Source organism: Sphaerisporangium aureirubrum (assembly GCF_042658925.1).
GTDB classification, from domain to species: domain Bacteria; phylum Actinomycetota; class Actinomycetes; order Streptosporangiales; family Streptosporangiaceae; genus Sphaerisporangium; species Sphaerisporangium aureirubrum.
Map to the genome: position 1 here is coordinate 254,458 of NZ_JBHSRF010000003.1, position 19,332 is coordinate 273,789.

General features: G+C 69.8%; 18 protein-coding genes and 1 tRNA gene. 15 read left to right on the top strand and 4 right to left on the bottom strand.

The window, feature by feature from the left end; translation table 11 throughout:
- Positions 1-113: 113 nt before the first annotated feature.
- Complete coding sequence (locus ACFP1K_RS03890) at positions 114-827, bottom strand: class I SAM-dependent methyltransferase (protein ID WP_380747058.1); 714 nt, start codon at positions 825-827, stop codon at positions 114-116.
- Positions 828-1,119: 292 nt separating this feature from the next.
- On the opposite strand from ACFP1K_RS03890, the gene ACFP1K_RS03895 reads away from it, so the two are divergent.
- Both ACFP1K_RS03895 and ACFP1K_RS03900 read left to right on the top strand, forming a co-directional pair.
- Positions 1,120-1,599, top strand: a complete 480-nt coding sequence (locus tag ACFP1K_RS03895; RefSeq protein ID WP_380747059.1) for an RNA polymerase sigma factor — start codon at positions 1,120-1,122, stop codon at positions 1,597-1,599.
- On the top strand, positions 1,586-2,398 hold the full coding sequence (locus ACFP1K_RS03900) for a hypothetical protein (protein WP_380747060.1): 813 nt from the start codon (positions 1,586-1,588) through the stop codon (positions 2,396-2,398). Before ACFP1K_RS03895 ends, ACFP1K_RS03900 begins: the two co-directional genes overlap by 14 nt.
- Before the next feature lie 112 nt (positions 2,399-2,510).
- Here ACFP1K_RS03900 and ACFP1K_RS03905 read toward each other — a convergent pair whose 3' ends face one another.
- Positions 2,511-3,029, bottom strand: coding sequence for a hypothetical protein (locus tag ACFP1K_RS03905; RefSeq protein ID WP_380747061.1), 519 nt, complete (start codon positions 3,027-3,029; stop codon positions 2,511-2,513).
- A 332-nt stretch (positions 3,030-3,361) separates the two neighbouring features.
- On the opposite strand from ACFP1K_RS03905, the gene ACFP1K_RS03910 reads away from it, so the two are divergent.
- Positions 3,362-5,074: an RNA polymerase sigma factor gene (locus ACFP1K_RS03910; RefSeq protein ID WP_380747062.1), complete on the top strand. Its 1,713-nt coding sequence runs from the start codon at positions 3,362-3,364 to the stop codon at positions 5,072-5,074.
- A gap of 31 nt (positions 5,075-5,105) precedes the next feature.
- Positions 5,106-6,785 carry a hypothetical protein gene (locus ACFP1K_RS03915; protein WP_380747063.1) on the top strand — a complete coding sequence of 560 codons (1,680 nt, stop codon included), beginning with the start codon at positions 5,106-5,108 and terminating at the stop codon, positions 6,783-6,785.
- A gap of 903 nt (positions 6,786-7,688) precedes the next feature.
- On the opposite strand, the gene ACFP1K_RS03920 is transcribed toward ACFP1K_RS03915, so the two are convergent.
- Complete coding sequence (locus ACFP1K_RS03920) at positions 7,689-8,708, bottom strand: adenosine deaminase (RefSeq protein WP_380747064.1); 1,020 nt, start codon at positions 8,706-8,708, stop codon at positions 7,689-7,691.
- A 35-nt stretch (positions 8,709-8,743) separates the two neighbouring features.
- Positions 8,744-9,949, bottom strand: a complete 1,206-nt coding sequence (locus ACFP1K_RS03925; RefSeq protein WP_380747065.1) for a pyridoxal phosphate-dependent aminotransferase — start codon at positions 9,947-9,949, stop codon at positions 8,744-8,746.
- Positions 9,950-10,126: 177 nt separating this feature from the next.
- Between ACFP1K_RS03925 and ACFP1K_RS03930 the strand changes: the two genes are divergently transcribed.
- The 11 genes from ACFP1K_RS03930 to rpoB all read left to right on the top strand — a co-directional run.
- Positions 10,127-10,199, top strand: a tRNA-Trp gene (locus ACFP1K_RS03930).
- A gap of 66 nt (positions 10,200-10,265) precedes the next feature.
- Complete coding sequence (secE, locus tag ACFP1K_RS03935) at positions 10,266-10,541, top strand: preprotein translocase subunit SecE (RefSeq protein ID WP_380747066.1); 276 nt, start codon at positions 10,266-10,268, stop codon at positions 10,539-10,541.
- An 85-nt stretch (positions 10,542-10,626) separates the two neighbouring features.
- Positions 10,627-11,418, top strand: a complete 792-nt coding sequence (gene nusG / locus ACFP1K_RS03940) for a transcription termination/antitermination protein NusG (protein ID WP_380747067.1) — start codon at positions 10,627-10,629, stop codon at positions 11,416-11,418.
- A gap of 175 nt (positions 11,419-11,593) precedes the next feature.
- Positions 11,594-12,025 carry a 50S ribosomal protein L11 gene (gene rplK / locus ACFP1K_RS03945; RefSeq protein ID WP_380747068.1) on the top strand — a complete coding sequence of 144 codons (432 nt, stop codon included), beginning with the start codon at positions 11,594-11,596 and terminating at the stop codon, positions 12,023-12,025.
- Positions 12,026-12,130: 105 nt separating this feature from the next.
- Positions 12,131-12,850: a 50S ribosomal protein L1 gene (gene rplA, locus ACFP1K_RS03950; protein WP_380747069.1), complete on the top strand. Its 720-nt coding sequence runs from the start codon at positions 12,131-12,133 to the stop codon at positions 12,848-12,850.
- A gap of 218 nt (positions 12,851-13,068) precedes the next feature.
- The gene (locus ACFP1K_RS03955) at positions 13,069-13,938 is read left to right on the top strand and encodes an LppX_LprAFG lipoprotein (protein WP_380747070.1); all 870 of its coding nucleotides are present in this window, start codon (positions 13,069-13,071) and stop codon (positions 13,936-13,938) included.
- Positions 13,939-14,267: 329 nt separating this feature from the next.
- Positions 14,268-14,819 (top strand): 50S ribosomal protein L10, encoded by a 552-nt coding sequence (rplJ, locus tag ACFP1K_RS03960; protein WP_380747071.1) that lies wholly within the window; start codon positions 14,268-14,270, stop codon positions 14,817-14,819.
- Between the two features lie 100 nt (positions 14,820-14,919).
- On the top strand, positions 14,920-15,306 hold the full coding sequence (gene rplL, locus ACFP1K_RS03965; RefSeq protein WP_380747072.1) for a 50S ribosomal protein L7/L12: 387 nt from the start codon (positions 14,920-14,922) through the stop codon (positions 15,304-15,306).
- Positions 15,307-15,494: 188 nt separating this feature from the next.
- The gene (locus ACFP1K_RS03970) at positions 15,495-16,022 is read left to right on the top strand and encodes a hypothetical protein (RefSeq protein WP_380747073.1); all 528 of its coding nucleotides are present in this window, start codon (positions 15,495-15,497) and stop codon (positions 16,020-16,022) included.
- Entirely contained in the window at positions 16,019-16,597 is a 579-nt protein-coding gene (locus tag ACFP1K_RS03975; protein ID WP_380747074.1) for a hypothetical protein, read from the top strand. Before ACFP1K_RS03970 ends, ACFP1K_RS03975 begins: the two co-directional genes overlap by 4 nt.
- A 472-nt stretch (positions 16,598-17,069) precedes the next feature.
- Positions 17,070-19,332 (top strand): DNA-directed RNA polymerase subunit beta (gene rpoB / locus ACFP1K_RS03980; RefSeq protein ID WP_380747075.1); only part of this gene is annotated, 2,263 nt, incomplete at its 3' end.

Genomic DNA, 19,332 nt, shown 5'->3' on the forward strand with positions numbered 1-19,332 from the left:
CAACGGGACCGGCTGGGAGAAGGCCGGGGAAAGCCTGGGATTAGCCGGAGAACGCGCGCCCGTGTGGAAGTTTCATTCGAAGTGCGGTCCGCCGGTATTGAATCTTGAAAGATTCAGGCGGGCACCCGGGCGACACAGAAAACCGTCTGGCCGAACGGGGGGCGGACGAAGCGCTCGATCAGGCGGGTCGCGGGAACGACGGTGCGGTCGTAGATCTTGACGAGCCGGGGGTCGGGGTAGCCCACCCCGCCGCGCCGCACGGCCAGCCACCACGCGATGCCGCCGAGGAAGTTGATCGGCTTGAGCACGTCGACCTTCAGCCCGGCCTCGGCGACGGTGCGGCCGAGGGTGGCGGGGGTGTAGCGGGTGACGTGGCCGACCTTGCGGTCGAAGTCGCCGTACAGCTGCATGTAGCCGGGCACCCAGATGACGATGCGCCCGCCGGGCGCGGTGACCTTGGCGAGCGAGCGCAGCGCCTCGACGTCCTCGGCGATGTGCTCCAGGACGTTCATCATCACGACGGTGTCGACCGGCTCGGCGAGCGGGATCTCGGAGGGCAGGCCGAACTGGAGCACGTCGATGCCCTGCTGCCCCTCGAATCGCTTGCCGAGCTGCTCGACGCAGTAGGGGTCGAAGTCGCTGACCACCAGGCGGTCCAGGCGGGGGAGGAACTGCTCGGCGAAGTGGCCGAGGCCGGAGCCGATCTCCAGCATGGACCTGCCGACGTGGGGGGCGACCATGTCGAATTCGTACTGCCGGTAATTGCGGGCCTCGTCGCCACCGAGGTGGTTCTCCAAGGCTTCGTCCCCGGCCGCAGGTTGCACCACGCGGTCATACCCAGACATGCGTTCCGCCCAGTTTCGCTCACTCAAAAACCGCGGTCCCGAGCTGGGACCACGGTCACGGATGGTCTCCGAGTCTAGCCGCCCTCTTCCACGGGACGCTCGGCTTCCCTGACAACCAGGTGGTAAACGCCGAGCTTTCCCGGATCCCGCCCCTTTGCGGAATGGCCCGGTGGAAACTACCTTTTGTCGCTGACACACCCCCCTGAAGGAGCCCCGAACGGACGACGACGAGGCCATAAGGAGGTCGCTGGACGGCGACCTGGCCGCGTACGAGGTGCTGGTCGCGCGCTACAGCGCGATCGCCCATCGCACGGCGGCCCTGCTCGGCGCGGGCGAAGAGGCCGAGGACGTCGTCCAGGAGGCCTTCGTCAAGGCGTTCCGGCACCTGGCCGGCTTCCGCAGGGACGCCTCCTTCAAGCCGTGGCTGCTGCGGATCGTGGCCAACGAGACCCACACGGCCACCCGTGCCCGCGGCCGCCGCGCCGACCTCGTGCTGCGGGCCGGGGCCGAGCCCGAGCCCCTTTCCGACGACCCCGAAGGCATCGCCATCGCCACAGACCGCCGCACCCGTCTGCTCGGGCTGGTACGAGCCCTGCCCGAACGGGAACGTCAAGCGGTGGTCTGCCGGTATTTCCTACAGCTGACCGAGGCGGAGACCGCCGAGATCCTCGGCTGGCCGCTCGGCTCGGTCAAGTCCCGGACGTTCCGTGGGCTGGCCAGGCTGCGGGAGGAGGTGGGCGATGGGCTCGCATGACGAGCTGGAGACGTGCCTGCGCGCGCTCGGCGAACATCTCGGCTCCCCCACTCCGCTGCCCGCCGACGTCGCCCGCGCCGTGCGCGCCCGCCTGGAGGGGGCGCCGGAGGCCGGGGAGGTGGGACGGCCTGTGAGACCCGAGGGAGCGCCCGCCCCGTCCGAGGCGCCCGGCGGGACGGGCGGGGCGGGCGAGCCGGGCGAGCGCCGGTGGCGGCGTGCCCGCAGGCGGTGGATCGCCGCGGGGGTCGCCGTGCTGCTCGCCGTGCTGGTCGGCCTCACCCCGCAGGGGCAGGCCGCGGTGGAGCGCGTGCTGCGGTTCGCGGGCATCGAGCTCCACATCGGGAACCCCCCGCCGCTGCCGTCCGGTGTGCCCGGCGCGCTGCCCGGTGAGACCCGGGTGACGCTGGCCGAGGCCAGGGACATGGCCCCCTTCCCGTTCCAGGTGCCCGCGGAGCTCGGCCCGCCGGTGGACGTCCGGGTGAGCGAGGAAGGGCGCCTGGTGTCGATGCTCTGGCCGGGGGGGATCCGTCTGGACGCCTTCAACGGCGTGGTGGACGTGCTCTGGCGCAAGGACCTCGGCCCGCCCTTCCCCAAGCAGGTGACCGTGGGCGAGTCGTCGGGGTGGTGGATCAACGCCCCGCACGGCGTCACCTACATCCCGCGCGACGGGGTGGGCGGCAAGGACCTGGCGCGGGTGGCCGGGCCCACTCTCGTGTGGCAGCTCGGGCCGGCCGGCTACCGCCTCGAAGGCGTGGCGGACGAGTCCCGGGCGAAGCGAATCGGGGAGTCCCTGCGTTAAGGACATTTCCGAATTCCTTTTTCGGCCCATCCGAAAACTGGCCTATGCGAGATTGTGATAATCGCCGGGAAATGGCGCTCTCGCGACCGCAGGCCCCTCCCATCGGGAGGGGCTAACCGCCCGGAGGCGGCGGCGGGAGCGAGGGGCCGGTCTGCGGGCCGTCGTCGTCCGGCGGGGCGGTGGTGGTGCGCGGCTTGGACGTCGGCCGGGACGAGGTGGGCGGCGGCGGGGGAGCCGTCGGGCCGCTCTGGCCGTCCGGTGAGCTGCGCGTCTTCGGCCGCCTGGTGGGCGAGGGGGACTTCGACGGGGCTCCCGAACTGGCCACGGGCGGCGGCGGGATCACCGTCTTCGGCCTCTCCGGGCGCGGAGAGGCGCCCCGCCTCGTACGGCTCGGCTGCGCCTCTGGCGGCGGCGGGGGCGACTCCACGCCGAAGACGGGCCTGTTGGGCGACGCCGCGGGAGGCCGCGCGGGGGACTGGACCGCGGCGGGCGCGGGCGGCTCGTCGGCGTCGGGCCAGGCGAACCAGATGCCGGTACCCGCCGCCAGCAGCAGCGTCAGGCCGATCACGATGGGCCCGCTCCGGCTGTTGCCGAGCCGGTGCCAGGCGGATTCCTCCTCGTCGTCATCCATGTCCGGTGTGGTCTCCCACGTGCGCCATCGGTCCTCCCGAGGGCCGGGGCCGGGGAAATTCCCGGCGTACGGCGGCCGGCGTCGCGGTGAAGAAGGCTCGTCGCTGTCGTCTGGCACGATGCTCTGTCTCCGGTGGCGGATCGATGACGGATCTTCTGGCCTGCACACCGCGGCGACTAGTTGCTAGATGTGCATTCATGTGGGGGTTAACACCACTAGGCAGTCAACAGAGTATAGAAGGTTGTTATGTAACAAAAGTGATATGAGACAACAGCTCTTCCTCCCGTATATTTCTGACTGCTTTGGCTGCGTCAGATTTATCATTTGCAACCATGTCAGGAGAGCTGAGCCCCGTGCTGAGGAGGGATGACCCCGCCGCGCTGGAACGGCTGTGCCGCGAGTACGGCGACCATCTCTACGACTACTGCCAGTCCATGCTCGCCGACGAGGACGCCCTCTCGGCGACGGTCGGCGCACTGTACGGTGCCGTGGCGCACACCGACCGCCTCTACGACGCCACCCGGTTACGTGCCTGGCTGTACTCCCTCGCCCGCGCGGAATGCCAGGCCAGGCTGGACGGCGTCTCGCACACCGGCTCCTACGCCCGGCAGGGCCGCGGCGGGTCCCCCGAGCTCGGCGTCGAGGTGCTCGCCTGCCTCGAACCGCGCGAGCGCGAGATCCTCGACCTGACCCTGCGGCACGGCCTCAAGCCCGACGAGGTCGCCCGGGTGCTGGACATCTCGGTGGACGCCGTCGAGACGGTCGCCGCCGCCGGCCGCCGGCACGCCGAGCAGTGGCTGGCCGCCGTGATGGACGCCCGCGGCCACGCCCCGCGCTGCTCGGTGCTCCCCGGCCTCGTCAAGTCGTGGGCCGAGTCGCCCACCCGGCTGCTGCGCGCCCACATCAGCAGGCACGTGCGCTCCTGCAAGGACTGCCAGGGCATCAAGTCCGGGGTCACGATCTCGGCGCTGATGACCCGCATGCCCATCCTGGCCGGCCCCGCCCCCTTCGAGCGGCTCTTCAGCGGCGCGGACGAATCCATCACGGCCGCCGACAACCGCACCGAGAGCTGGCACCCCGACGGGTTCCCCGTCCAGCCGGACGCCCTGGAGGACCCGCCGCCCGCCCAGGCCCCCCTCACCGTCGAGGAGGGCTTCACCCCGGAGCGTTCCGAGGGTCACAAGGCCCCCGAGTTCTGGGAACCCGACCCCGAGACCGCCGACCCCGAGAGCCGCATCCGGTGGGGCCGCGTCTCCCTGGTCACCGTGGTCTCCGTCGTGTGCGCGGGCACCGTCTGGTCGTTGCTGTTCACGCCGCAGTCCAGGAAGCCCGTGGACGTGACGGCGGCCGGCGGCGGCTCGGTGTTCGTGACACCCGGCGAGTCGCTGCCGCCCCTGGTGGAGTCCCCGCCCCCGCCGCCCCCCGGCGGCACCGGCGCCCCGATGGCGTCACCCGGGGGAAGCCTGCCCGCCCTGAACCAGCCCGGAGCCGGCCAGCCGTCCGCCTCGGTGCCGCTGGTGCCGCCGCCCACCAGCGCCAAGCCCTCGGCCACGCCGACCGGCAAGAAGCGCACGACCAGCCCTCCGACGAGTGACGACAGCCCGAACGACCCGCCGCCACCGCCGCGCACGACGTCCTCGCCCAAGTCGCAGCCGAAGAGCTCGTCCTCGCCCAAGTCGAGCTCGCAGCCGCAGTCGCAGCCGAAGACGAGTTCGCCGCCGCCCCCGCCTCCTCCGCCGCCCCCGCCGTCGCTCACCGCGGCGTCCACGTCGGTCAACCTCGGGACCGCCCGGGAGGGCACCATCAGCGTGCGCTCCCAGCCCGGTGCCATCCAGTGGGAGGCGATGGGCACCAACCTCGTCGTGTCGCCCGGGTCCGGCAGCGTCTCGGACGGTGGGTCCGGCCAGATCGTCATCTCACCGGTCTCCAACAGCGGGTGCGGCCAGAAGACGGCCGTCGTGTCCATCACCTGGAGCGGCGACAACAAGGGCACCAAGAACTCCGGAACCATCAGGGTGAACGTCACTTACAGCAAGCCCTGTTAACCCCCCAGCCTGATCCGAGGAGAGACCGCGTATGCCCCGACTCCACAAGCGTGAGTGGATCATCGCGCTCATCGCGGTGCTCGTCACGCTGACCATCGGCGTTCCCACCGGTATGGCTCTGGCCGACCCCGCGCCCGCGGCGGCCACCGAGGACGCGCCGGACAACGAGTGCGACGACATCCTCGGGACCGGTACCCCCGAGTTCATGTACTGCAAGTGGATGGCCAAGACCCCGCGCGAGGCGCTGGACATCGTCCGGTTCTGGGCGCGCAACGACGGCCAGAAGCTCCAGGACGCCGTGCCCTACCCCGGCCCGGTGATCTTCTGCATGGACAAGACCAACAAGGGTCCCGGCCTGCAGGACTGCGCCGACAAGGACCAGGTCCTGTGCAAGTACGACCACGACGCCGGCAAGTACGTCTGCAAGGACGTCGACGGCAACATCACCAACCCACCCGCCAAGGCCTGCCAGGGCGGTGAGTTCGACTGCACAGGTGGAGCTTCCACCGGGGCCACTCCCGCGCCGGGAGGCACAGGCGGCACCGGCTCCGGCCGGGCCACGTCGAGCGCCGCGCCCGACGCGACCGGCGGCCCCGCCGATCCCAGCCAGATCCCGGTGGACAACAAGTCGCAGGCGCCGCCCGCCGAGGAGACGGCCCCGCCGGCCGGGGACCCGAGCGCGGCCCCCAGCGGCGACGGCGCGCCGAGCACCCCGGCGGACCCCAGCGCCTCCGCCGACCCCAGCGCCCCGGCCGCCCCGCCCACCGCCTCCACCGCCCCCGAGCCGAGCGCCCCGGCGCAGCCCGACCCCGTGCCGTCGGCGTCCAAGCAGCCGCTCGCGCCGCCGGACGACGCGACCGGCAAGGCCGCGGCCGCCGCGGTGAAGCTGAACATGCGGGTGTGGATCGAGGGTGAGCTGGCCCCGGCCTGGCAGGCGGGCAAGGACCAGTTCGACGCCGCCGTCGCCCAGATGGCCGCCCAGGCCAGCCGTCCCGGTGTCGCGGGCGTGAAGTTCGCCCAGGACCTCGGGTACTGGGGCTTCAAGACCGCCACCGACGTCCGCAGGTTCGTCAAGGACTCCTCGGCGGCGCTGCGGGCGGCCATGCCCGCCGGCCGTCAGCTCGCGGTGGACGTCGTGGTCCCCGAGATGGGCTGCGGCGCCTCGCAGACCTGCCAGACCGCGCTGCGGGGCAAGTACCCGCTGATCACCCGCGCCAACGTCGAGAAGTACGTGCTGACCGGCGACGTGGACCACGTCAACGTCTCCAGCGGCCTGTTCGCCAGCGAGTACTCCAAGTACAAGATCACCCCGGACAAGGCGCTGCGCAACCAGTGGATCGGCGTCCGCGCCCGAGGCTGGGACACCCGCGTCCACATCGGCGCCCGCGAGGTGGGCCTGGCCCACAGCGGCGCCAACAAGCTCACCGCCGCCCAGGCCGAGGCCGCCGCCAAGCTCCGCGTCGACCTCCCCCTCCAGGCAGGCGTCCAGACCGTCATGCTCTGGACCCACCGCCAGAACTGGGACGGCACCACCTGGCGCCTCCTGGACCAGGGCCTGGCCAGCAACACCATGTGGAAGGCCCTCCAGAACCGCAAGGGCCTGGGCCGTTTGGCCGTAACCTTCGACGCCAGCGACCCCGAAAAGAGCATCACCTCCGACCTAAGCAAACTCGCCGAAGTCTTCAGCGTGATCTACATCCACTCCCAGTAACCCCACCCTGATTCCCAAGAACGGCCGCCCCAGCCCCCCAAGGTCCGCAGGGCGGCCGTTCTGACGTCCCGCAACGATCGATCCGCCACCACCAAACGCCGGAACCGTCCCGTGCCGATCGATCCGCCCCCGCCATACGGCGGAAACCCGCGTATGCCGGCCGCCCCGGGAAGTGGTCCTTGCGGAGGACGCGCTCCGCGCGGCAGGCGCAAGGGCTGTGTTCGAGCGGGGGGCACCCCCGCACCCCCGAGCCTGCCGGGCACGGGCTCGGCACCCGGTTCCGATCGGCCCCCCGGACACCGGCGCCGACGCGGTGGGACGTGGCACGGCGAATCCGGCGCCGTCATACGGCGGTAAACCCAGGCATGCCGGGCGCCCCGGGAAATGGTCCTTGCGGAGGACGCGCTCCGCGCGGCAGGCGCAAGGGCTGTGTTCGAGCGGGGGACACCCCCCCCGCACCCCCGAGCTGCCATCTCCGCCCCTTCGCCACCGCTCTGGCTCCGCCCCTTCGAGCCCCCTACTCGCCTCCACCTCGCGGGCCCCCACCCCGCCCCGTGGGACTGCGTTCCCCGTGGGTTCGCGCGTCTCGTTCCGCTTGGCCCTTGTTCTGGCGCCGGTCGGTGGGATGTCGTACGGCGAAGACGACACCGCCAAATGGCAGTTGAGCTGCCCCCTTTTCCGTTGCCCGCGGGATTGGTATCTACCCCGGGCGATGTCCCCACGATGGGTGTCCCCACGATGGGTGTCCCCACGATGGGTGTCCCCACGATGGGTGTCCCCACGATGGGTGTCCGTGCGGAGGGTGTCCGTGTCGGGGGGGGCTGTGTGGAGGGGGGTCCGTGCCAGGCGGATGAGCGTGCGGGAAGTGTGTACGGGAGGTGACCGTGCGGGCGTTGTGGGGGGTTATGGGTGGGTGGTGAGCCAGGTGTCGATGCCGGTGAGGAGTTCTTTTTTGTGGGGTTCGGGGGCGGTGGAGGAGCGGATGGACTGGCGGGCGAGTTCGGCGATTTCTGCGTCGGTGAAGGCGTAGACGTCGCGGGCCAGTTCGTATTGGGGGAGGAGGCGGGCGCCGAAGAGCAGAGGGTCGTCGGCGCCTAGGGCTATGGGGACGCCGGCGTCGAAGAGGCGTTTCAACGGGACCTCGGAGGGGTCTCGGGCTACGCCCAGGCCCAGGTTGGAGGTGGGGCAGACCTCGCAGGTGATCTGGCGGTCGGCCAGGCGTTCCATCAGGCGGGGGGACTCGGCGGCGCGGACGCCGTGGCCGACGCGGTCGGCGCCCAGGTCGTCCACGCACTCGGCGACGCTTGCCGCGCCGGAGAGCTCACCGCCGTGGGGGACCGCGATCAGCCCGGCGCGCTTGGCGATGCGGAAGGCTCCGTCGAAGTCACGTGCCCGGGCGCGGCGCTCGTCGTTGGACAGGCCGAAACCGATGACGCCCTCGCCGGCGAACTGACCGGCGAGCCGCGCCAAGGTCTTCGCGTCCAGGGGATGCCGTGTGCGGTTGGCCGCGACGATCACGCCGATCCCGATGCCCGCCTCGGACGCCGCCGAGCGGGCGGCGTCCAGCACGAGTTCCAGAGTGGCCGTCAGGCCGCCGAACCGGGACGCGTACCCCGAGGGATCGACCTGGATCTCCAGCCACCGGGAACCCTCGGCAGCCTCGTCGAGTGCCGCCTCCAGCAGCAGCCGCCGCACGTCGGACTCCCGCCGCAGCACCGAGCGCGCGATGTCGTACAGCCGCTGGAAGCGGAACCAGCCCCGCTCGTCGGTGGCGCGCAACTTCGGCGGCCAATCCTCGACGAGAGCGTCCGGCAGGTGCACCCCCTGCTCCGCGGCCAGCTCCAGCAGGGTCGAATGCCGCATGGAGCCGGTGAAGTGGAGATGCAGGTGGGCCTTGGGCAGGGTAGTGAGCGGGCGTGCCATCTCCATATCCTGCCGCAACCCGCCGGAGCCTCAGGTCAGTGCGCCTCGGACAGCAGCTTGCCGATGCGGCTGATGCCCTCGGCCAGGTCGTCGTCCCCGAGCGCGTACGACAGCCGGAAGTACCCGGGCGTGCCGAACGCCTCACCGGGCACCAGCGCGACCTCGGCCTCCTCGAGGATCAGCTCGGCCAGCTCCGCGGACGACGACGGCCGCCGCCCCCGGATCTCCTTGCCCAGCACGCCCTTGACGGACGGATAGGCATAGAACGCGCCGAACGGCTCGGGGCACACCACGCCGGGGATCTCGTTGAGCATGCGCACCATGGCCTGCCGCCGCCGGTCGAACGCCTCGCGCATGAGCGCCACCGCGGACAGGTCGCCCGACACGGCCGTCAGCGCCGCCGCCTGGGCGACGTTGGAGACGTTGGAGGTGGCGTGCGACTGGAGGTTGGTGGCGGCCTTGACGACGTCGGCGGGGCCGATCATCCAGCCCACCCGCCAGCCGGTCATGGCGTACGTCTTGGCCACGCCGTTGAGCACCACGACGCGGTCGTGCAGCTCGGGGACGGCGGTGGCGATGCTGGAGAACCGGGCGTCGCCGTACACCAGGTGCTCGTAGATCTCGTCGGTGACGACCCACAGGCCGTGCTCGGCGGCCCAGCGGCCGATCTCTTCGACCTGCGCGGGGGAGTACACCGCGCCGGTCGGGTTGGACGGCGAGACGAACAGCAGGACCTTGGTGCGCCCGGTGCGCGCCGCCTCGAGCTGGTCGACCGAGGCGAGGTAGCCGGTGGTCTCGTCGGTCGCCACGTCGACCTGGACGCCGCCGGCCAGCTTGATGGCCTCGGGGTAGGTGGTCCAGTACGGGGCGACGACCAGCACCTCGTCACCCGGGTCGAGCAGCGTGGCGAACGCCTCGTAGACGGCCTGCTTGCCGCCGTTGGTGACCAGCACCCGCGAGGCGTCGACCGCGAAGCCGGAGTCGCGCCGCGTCTTGTCGGCGATGGCCTGCTTCAGCTCGGGCAGCCCACCGGCAGGGGTGTACTTGTGGAATCTGGGGTTGCCGCACGCCTCGACGGCGGCGGCGACGATGTAGTCCGGCGTCGGGAAATCGGGCTCGCCCGCGCCGAACCCGATGACCGGCCGCCCGGCGGCCTTCATGGCCTTGGCCTTGGCGTCCACCGCGAGCGTGGCGGACTCTGAAATGGCGGAGATGCGCGCTGAGATGCGAGGACGGGTCATGGGTACCATGCTTCCAGACGTCTCACACCGCTTCCGCCGCATATCCAGGATGTGGACACGCGGCGATTGTCTGGCGTGCCCGACGGGTTGGTTCGACGTGACGCTCATTCCCCCGTACACTTCTGCAACTAGTGAGCGACGCGCCCCGTGCTGCACGGGTAAGCTGAGTCACGGCAGAGGGCACTAGCGCAATTGGTAGCGCACCGGTCTCCAAAACCGGCGGTTGGGGGTTCGAGTCCCTCGTGCCCTGCGGAGTGCGGTCCGCGCACCGATGGCGTGTATGCCGCCGTAAAGTTGCGTTGGAACGACGGATCAGGTGAGGACTTTGGCGATCGACACGCGCGGCGAGGCCGCGGACCGGCCGAGCAAACCCTCTGGCCAGCCCGCCAAGAAGCGCACTTCTCCGGCCCTTTTCTACCGGCAGATCGTCGCGGAGCTCCGCAAGGTGATCTGGCCGACGCGGAAGGTCCTGATCAACTACACCACCGTGGTCCTAGTATTCGTGCTGATCATGGTCGGCATCGTGGCCGGGCTGGACTTCTTGCTCACGAAGGGTGTGCTAGCGGTCTTCGGCGGGTCCACCACCCCGTAAGCCGGCCGCACGCGACCACCGCCCCCGCCGCCCGCCGGCGGGAGCGGTAGCGGATCGCAACATCGACGAGAGAGAAAGAGTCACTGTGTCCGAGTCCCCACTGCCGACCGGCGCATCCCACGACGACGAGTGGGAGGGCGAGCCGGAGCAGGCGATCGAGGTCACCGAGGAGTCCGGCGAGGCCGGCGGTCCCGGTGAGGCCGAGGAGTCCGGCGAGGCCGCCGCTCCGGCCGTCGCCGTGGACGAAGACGGTGCCGCCGTGGACGAAGACGGTGACGTCCTGCCCGACGTCGACCCCGTCGAAGAGTTCAAGCGCTCGATGCGCGGCCTGCCCGGCGAGTGGTACGTCATCCACTCCTACGCCGGTTACGAGAACCGCGTGAAGTCCAACATCGAGACCCGCACCCAGTCCCTCAACATGGAGGACTACCTCTTCCAGGTCGAGGTGCCCACCCACACCGTCACCGAGATCAAGGGTGGCAAGCGCACCCCGGTCAAGGAGCGGGTCCTGCCCGGTTACGTCCTGGTCCGCATGGAGCTGACCGACGAGTCCTGGTCCGCGGTCCGCAACACGCCGGGCGTCACCGGCTTCGTCGGCCTGTCCAACCGGCCGAGCCCGCTGAGCCTCGACGAGGTCGCCAAGCTGCTCGCGCCCGAGCCGACCGAGCAGGCCAAGACCACCACCGCCAAGGCCGCCGCCGCGACCGTCGACTTCGAGGTCGGCGAGTCGGTCACCGTCATGGACGGCCCGTTCGCCACCCTGCCGGCCACGGTCAGCGAGATCAGCGCCGAGTCGCAGAAGCTCAAGGTGCTGGTGTCCATCTTCGGCCGCGAGACCCCGGTGGAGCTGTCGTTCAACCAGGTCTCCAAGATCTGACGGGCGTCCTGGTCTCGCCGATTCGCCACCACGCATACACTGGTTAGTCGTCCCCGCGGGCCCATTGCGATTCGCGGGGGGAATCCCGAGGGCCGGCCGTTCGGCCGACGCATGCCCTCGGTGGCTTCCACCTCCGTGGAAGTCTCGCAGGAGTCACACGGACCCGGAGTAGGAAATGCCTCCAAAGAAGAAGATCGCGGCACTGGTCAAGGTGCAGCTTCCGGCCGGTCAGGCCACGCCCGCGCCGCCGGTCGGTACCGCGCTCGGTCCGCACGGCGTCAACATCATGGACTTCGTCCGGCAGTACAACGCCGCCACCGAGGCCCAGCGGGGGAACATCATCCCCGTCGAGATCACCATCTTCGAGGACCGCAGCTTCACCTTCGTCACCAAGACGCCGCCGGCGCCTGAGCTGATCAAGAAGGCCGCCGGTCTGGAGAAGGCGAGCGCCAACCCGCTGCGCGACAAGGTGGGCAAGCTCACCAAGGAGCAGCTGCGTCAGATCGCCGAGACGAAGATGCCCGACCTCAACGCCAACGACATCGAGGCGGCCGAGAAGATCATCGCCGGCACCGCCCGGTCGATGGGCATCACCATCGCCGACTGACCCATCTTCATGATCTGACCCGTTCAGATCACGGGTCGTACCGGCACCACCCGTGGGAGGGCCACGCGCTGGCCCACGACCACGTACTCCACAAAGGAGAGAGAAATGAAGCGCAGCAAGACGTACCGCAAGGCGTCCGAGCAGATCGACCCGGAGAACCTCTACTCCCCGGTCGAGGCCGCCAAGCTCGCCAAGGGCACCTCCGTCACCAAGTTCGACGCGACTGTCGAGGTCGCCCTGCGGCTGGGCGTCGACCCCCGCAAGGCCGACCAGATGGTCCGCGGCACCGTCAACCTCCCGCACGGCACCGGCAAGACCGCCCGGGTCCTGGTCTTCGCGACCGGTGACCGTGCCGAGGAGGCCCGCGCCGCGGGTGCCGACATCGTCGGCGCCGACGAGCTGATCGACGAGATCTCCAAGGGCAACCGCCTCGGCGAGTTCGACGCCGTCGTGGCCACGCCGGACCTCATGGGCAAGGTCGGCCGCCTCGGCCGCGTGCTCGGCCCGCGCGGCCTCATGCCGAACCCCAAGACCGGCACCGTCACGCCGAACGTCTCCAAGGCCGTGACCGAGATCAAGGGCGGCAAGATCGAGTTCCGGGTCGACCGGCACGCGAACCTCCACTTCATCATCGGCAAGGTGTCGTTCCCCGAGCGTCAGCTCCTGGAGAACTACGCCGCCGCGCTGGACGAGGTGGTCCGGCTCAAGCCGACCGCCGCCAAGGGCCGCTACCTGAAGAAGATCACCTTCTCCACGTCCATGGGCCCCGGCATCCCCGTCGACCCCAACGTCACGCGCGGCATCACCGCCGAGCTCGACGCCTGACGGTCCTCACCGGCCGTGAACGGGCCCCCGCCTCCGGGCGGGGGCCCTATTTTTCTGTAGATCCCAGAGCCTCCGCACACCGCGATCTCCCAGGTGAGGGCGCCAGAGGGGGGTCGGTCGCGTATTGGCGTCCCATGACGGCTTGAAATAAGTCGCCGCACGGGGTAGGGGCGGCACATAGGGTCGAAACACATCCGGGGGATGAGAAGGGATACCAAGTGAAGCGGCGAACGACCTTCGCGGTAGTGGCGGCAGGTGCGGCCATGCTCATCGCGGTCTCAGCTTGTGGCCAGGCAGCGCAGAGCCCCGCCCAGCCTCTCGGCTCGGTCAAGCTCTCCGCCGCCGAGACGCTCCAGCAGAGCGCGAAGAGCGCCGAGGCGGTGAGCTCCTACGCGGCGCAGATCGCGGTGGACTTCACTTCGCCGAAGGACGGCGCGGGCTCGGTCAAGGGCTCGATGGTGTACCACCAGAAGCCCCAGGTGGCCTCGGACGTCACCCTGGACCAGATAAGCGCCGGTGGGCAGAACGTCCCCGGCGGCGTGCGGGTGATCCTGATCGGCCAGACGGCGTACATGAAGGTCGAGATGCTGACCAAGCTTCTCGGCGGCACCAAGCCCTGGATCAAGCTCGATCTCGCCGAGCTCGGGCGCTCGACCGGCGTGGACGCCGGTCAGTTCCTCGCCCAGGCGCAGCAGCTCGACCTGCAGAGCAGCGTCAAGATGATCACCGGCTCCAAGGACGTCAAGGCCGTGGGCACCGAGACGGTCGGCGGCGTCGACACCACCCACTACAAGGGCACCTTCCCGGTGGCCGAGGCGGTGAAGCAGCTCAGCCCCGAGCTGCGCCAGAAGATCGAGCCGCAGCTCAGCAAGCTCAAGAACATGAAGTTCGACGCGTGGATCGACGGGGAGAACCTCCCCCGCAAGCTGCAGATGAACGGCGCCGCCGAGGGCGGCACCTTCAAGGCCACCATGCAGTTCACCTCGTTCAACCAGGCCGCCGAGGTCACCGCCCCGCCCGCCGACCAGGTCGGCGAGCTCCCGAAGGGCCTCGGCGACGCGGGCGGCACCGGCACCATCGGCGGCTGACGCACCCGGCCCGTCCCGTACGCCCCGCACCCCTAACGGTGCGGGGCGTCCGGCTGTCCGGGGGCCGCCGATTTGGTGGGAGGCGGCCGGAGCGCGTAGAGTGGCGCATGCCGAAGACCGTCGGTCGTCGCTGAGCCTTGTCCTGGCTCGGCGGCCTAAGGCTCCGCGATCGTGGAGGACCTGCGCAGGTGTGATGTGAGTTCCATATGGTCCCGTGCGGCCTCAGCCGCGCGAATTCCTGTGTGAGCCCCGCGCGCCCGCGCCGGGGCTCTTTTCGTTTCCCGGGCCTTCGGCCGCAGCGTACCGGCGGCACATCTGGAAGGAGGCCCATGGCGAGGGCTGAGAAGGCGACCGCTGTCGCCGAGCTCAAGGATCGCTTCGAGGGCTCGAGCGCGGCGGTTCTGACCGAGTACCGCGGCCTCACCGTGGCGCAGCTGAAGGAATTGCGCGTCGCGCTCGGTGGGAACGCGAAGTTCGCCGTGGCGAAGAACACCCTGTCCAAGATCGCGGCCAATCAGGCCGGGGTCACCACCCTGGACGACCTGTTCCAGGGCCCGACCGCGATCGCGTTCGTCACCGGCGACGTGGTCGAGGCGGCGAAGGGCCTGCGTGACTTCGCCAAGGCCAATCCCCTCCTGGTGATCAAGGGCGGTGTCGTCGACGGCAAGTCGATGTCCCCCGCCGAGATCACGACGCTCGCCGACCTCGAGTCGCGCGAGGTCCTGCTCGCGAAGCTGGCCGGTGCCCTGAAGGCGAAGCAGTCGCAGGCCGCCGCCACCTTCAACGCGCTGCCCACCCAGCTGGTGCGGCTCGTCGAGGCCCTGCGCGAGAAGCGCGAGGGGGCCGGCGCGCCCGAGGCCGGGCAGGCCGAGTCCGAGTAGTCCGAGAGCCCGCGGCCCGGAAGGGTCCACGAGGCGAGGGGATTGCGGCGCATACCGCGGTCCGTAACAACGTTTTGATTCACACGGAGGAACCACCACCATGGCGAAGCTCAACACCGAAGAGCTGCTCGACGCGTTCAAGGAGATGACCCTCCTCGAGCTGTCCGACTTCGTGAAGGTCTTCGAGGAGACCTTCGACGTCAAGGCCGCCGCTCCGGTGGCCGTCGCCGCGGCCCCGGCCGGGGCCGGCGCCGCCGCCGAAGAGGTCGAGGAGCAGGACGAGTTCGACGTCATCCTCGAGGCCGCCGGCGACAAGAAGATCCAGGTCATCAAGGAGGTCCGGGCCCTCACGAGCCTCGGCCTCAAGGAGGCCAAGGACCTCGTCGACGGTGCCCCGAAGGCGCTGCTCGAGAAGGTCAACAAGGAAGCCGCGGAGAAGGCCAAGGCCGCCCTGGAGGGCGCCGGCGCCACCGTCACCGTCAAGTGACGTTCACCTCTCCGAGGTTCTGACGCGTCACACCGCGTCGACACGCTCCATCCGAAAGGGGCGGGCCACCCAGGTGCCGGGTGCCCCGTCCCTTTCGGCATTTCCGGACATACGGGTGAGCGCGGGATCACGGTCACGGAACCGGGTCCCGGGTTATGATCCGGCCGACCGGCGAGAGGAGGGCGGACGTGGCGCAGCACGCTTCGCGGTCCCGTTCGCGGCGCCCGCGCTCCCGCCTGGCCGTGCTCGCCATCCTGCTGGTGCCCGCCGCCGTCCTGGCGTTCGCGTGGGTGCGGGTCGGCGCCGAGCTGGACGAGGCGCGGGCCGCGGCGCGCGACAGGATGGCCGCGATCCAGGCCGCCCAGCGGTACGCCCTGACCCTCCTCGCGGTGAGCCACCGCACGGTCGACCGTGACGTGCGGCGCGTCATCGAGTCCTCCACCGGCGAGGCCAGGGCCGAGTACACCAGGGACGCCGACCGGCTGAAGGCGGCGACCCGGGCCAACAAGGCCGTGCAGACCGGCGTGGTGCGCGCCGCCGGGCTGGTGTCGATGGACGGCGGCCGCTCGGTGGCCCGCGTGCTGGTGGTGGCCGACTCGGTGGTCAGCTGGGAGGGCTCGTCGACCGCCCCGCAGGATCGCTTCTACCGCTGGAGCGTCGAGGTCACCAAGATCGACGGGCTCTGGTGGGCGTCGAAGCTGGAACAGGTCGCATGAGCGCCGCGTCCGCCGTGGAGCCCACAGAGGGCGCAGAGGGCGTCAGGAGGCGGCGGCCGCGTTCGCGGGCCTTCGGAGTGCTCCTGGCGCTCCTGGCGCTTCTGGTGGGCACTCTGGCCTTCCTGGCGGGTGCGGGCTATCTGAGGCTGCGGGAGCTCAGGCAGAGCGAGACGTCCGCCGCGGAGGCGCTGGCGGCGGCGCGCACCTACGCGCCGGACATGCTCTCGTACGACTACCGCACCATCGACGCCGATCTCGCCAGGGCGCGCGGGTACGCCACGGGGGCCCTCGCCGACCACTACCGGGAGCTCGGCAGGGTGCTGCCCCCCTCGGCCCGGCGGCAGCAGACCGTGCAGCAGGCGGTGGTCGCCGCCGCCGCGGTCGAGTCGGCGACGCCAGATCGGGTACAGGTGCTTTTGTTCATGAACCTGGGCACCACCAAGGTGCCGGCGGGGGAGACCGTCCCCTTGAAGCAGGTTTCGCAGAATCGCGCCAGATTCGTCCTGGTGAAGGGGGACGGCCACTGGCTGGTGTCCGAGCTGTCGACCTTGATCGGCAACGCGCCGACTGACTGAGCGTGACCGGCAGGTGGGCCTGCGCCCCGGACACGCCGGGGATGGGTGGGGCGGGTTATCAAATTGTTAGTAAAGGTTGGGTTTGAAGAAGGTGTGGACGGGCAGATACGGAGCACGCCAGTGTCGACGGCGGGTAAGCCTTCGACCCTCGGTGTGACCGAGCGTTAGCCGATCCGCCTCGCGGGTATCGTCTGGATCCGGCTGACCGTGTGGTCCGCCGTGGGGAGAAAACCCAGCGTGACGGCTCTCGATCGTCGCGAATCCGGGCTTACGGGCTTGACGTTTCGGCGCTGACGGGCGATGCTGCGTCCAACGTGGGTGCGCAGAGCGAGACTGAGTGGACAGGTGTATGCCCATCGGCTACACTGCCCCTTTGCGCTGCCCTTTGACGACCCGCTTCTCTAGGTAACTTTCGATGCGTGGTCGTCTGGCGTGCGTGTAGTCAGTCCGCGAGCCCTCGGAAGGACATCTGTTGGCAGCCTCGCGCAACGCCTTCGCCGTACCCGCTGGTCCCCGCCGCGTTACTTTCGCGCGCATTCAGGAGCCGCTCGAAGTTCCCGATCTTCTCGCCCTGCAGACCGAGTCGTTCGACTGGTTGCTCGGTAACGAGAAATGGCGGGCGCGGGTCGAAGCGGCTCGCCAGGCCGGCCGCAAGGACGTCCCGGCCCAGTCCGGGCTGGAAGAGATCTTCGAGGAGATAAGTCCCATCGAGGACTTCTCCGGGACGATGTCCTTGTCGTTCCGCGACCACCGGTTTGAGCCGCCCAAGTACTCGGTCGACGAGTGCAAAGACAAGGACATGACCTTCTCCGCCCCGATGTTCGTGACGGCGGAGTTCATCAATAACACCACCGGTGAGATCAAGAGCCAGACGGTGTTCATGGGCGACTTCCCGCTCATGACCTCCAAGGGCACCTTCATCATCAACGGCACCGAGCGTGTCGTGGTCTCCCAGCTCGTGCGTTCCCCGGGCGTCTACTTCGACCGCAGCGTCGACAAGACGTCCGACAAGGACCTGTACAGCTGCAAGGTGATCCCCTCGCGCGGTGCCTGGCTCGAGTTCGAGATCGACAAGCGCGACAGCGTCGGCGTCCGCATCGACCGCAAGCGCAAGCAGGCCGTGACCGTGCTGCTCAAGGCGCTCGGCTGGACGAACGACCAGATCCTGGAGCGTTTCGGTCAGTACGAGTCGATGCGCGCCACCCTGGAGAAGGACCACACCACCGGCCAGGACGACGCGCTGCTCGACATCTACCGCAAGCTGCGGCCGGGCGAGCCTCCGACCAAGGAGTCCGCGCAGACCCTGCTGGAGAACCTCTACTTCAACCCCAAGCGCTACGACCTCGCCAAGGTCGGCCGCTACAAGATCAACAAGAAGCTCGGCGTCGACTCCGACATCAACCAGGGCACCCTCACCGAAGAGGACATCGTCGCCACCATCGAGTACATCGTCCGGCTGCACGCCGGCGAGACCTCGATGCCCGGCGCGGGTGGCGAGGTCGTCGTCGAGACCGACGACATCGACCACTTCGGCAACCGGCGCCTGCGCACGGTCGGCGAGCTCATCCAGAACCAGGTCCGCCTGGGCCTGGCCCGTATGGAGCGCGTCGTCCGCGAGCGGATGACCACCCAGGACGTCGAGGCGATCACCCCGCAGACCCTGATCAACATCCGCCCGGTCGTGGCGTCGATCAAGGAGTTCTTCGGCACCTCGCAGCTGTCGCAGTTCATGGACCAGACCAACCCCCTGGCCGGCCTGACGCACAAGCGGCGTCTGTCCGCGCTCGGCCCCGGTGGTCTGTCCCGTGAGCGGGCCGGCTTCGAGGTCCGTGACGTCCACCCGTCCCACTACGGCCGCATGTGCCCGATCGAGACGCCGGAAGGCCCGAACATCGGCCTCATCGGCTCGCTGTCGTCCTTCGGCCGGGTCAACTCCTTCGGCTTCGTCGAGACGCCCTACCGCAAGGTCGTCGACGGCCGGGTCACCGAGGAGATCGACTACCTCACCGCCGACGAGGAGGACCGCCACGTCATCGCGCAGGCCAACACGCCGCTGCGCGCCGACGGCGCCTTCGCCGAGGACCGCGTGCTGGTCCGCCGTAAGGGCGGCGAGGTCGAGTTCATCCGGCCGACCGAGGTCGACTACATGGACGTCTCGGCGCGCCAGATGGTGTCCGTCGCGACCGCCATGATCCCGTTCCTGGAGCACGACGACGCCAACCGCGCGCTCATGGGTTCCAACATGCAGCGCCAGTCGGTGCCCCTGCTGAAGAGCGAGGCCCCGCTGGTCGGCACCGGCATGGAGTACCGCGCGGCGACCGACGCCGGCGACGTCATCACCGCCGAGAAGGCGGGCGTCGTCGAAGAGGTCTCCGCCGACTACGTCACCGTGATGAACGACGACGGCACGCGCACCACCTACCGCGTGGCGAAGTTCAAGCGCTCCAACCAGGGCACCTGCTTCAACCAGAAGCCCATCGTCCGCGAGGGCGACCGGGTGGAGGTCAACCAGGTCATCGCCGACGGCCCGTGCACGGACAACGGCGAGATGGCGCTGGGCAAGAACCTCCTGGTGGCGTTCATGCCGTGGGAGGGCCACAACTACGAGGACGCGATCATCCTGTCCCAGCGCCTGGTTCAGGACGACGTGCTCTCCTCGATCCACATCGAGGAGCACGAGGTCGACGCCCGGGACACCAAGCTGGGCCCCGAGGAGATCACCCGGGACATCCCGA